The 236-nt window shown below is 40.7% G+C and carries 1 protein-coding gene; it reads right to left on the reverse strand.

What is annotated here, in order from left to right:
* Positions 1-51: 51 nt before the first annotated feature.
* The coding region (locus AAEY68_RS21690) for a type II toxin-antitoxin system RelE family toxin (protein ID WP_350586898.1) at positions 52-236 on the reverse strand (185 nt) is incomplete at its 5' end.

Raw genomic sequence — 236 nt, forward strand, 5'->3', positions numbered from 1 at the left:
ACTTTAAAATCAAACGCATAACCGCAATAACTACTGTTTATCAAAAAACGGTTAAACTCGTTTTCCAGCGTCTTTATACGCCTCTGATTTATCTCTTTTTCCTATAGCGACAACAAGGATCGACACTTTTTCATCGTGCACTTGGTATATCAACCGATACCCAACTTGACGTAATTTAATCTTGTAGCAGTCTGGGAGGTCTCGTAGTCGGTTAGCTTCCACCGTTGGGTGTTCCA

This window comes from Pseudoalteromonas sp. RB2-MNA-CIBAN-0110 (assembly GCF_040309305.1).
Lineage (GTDB): Bacteria > Pseudomonadota > Gammaproteobacteria > Enterobacterales > Alteromonadaceae > Pseudoalteromonas > Pseudoalteromonas arctica.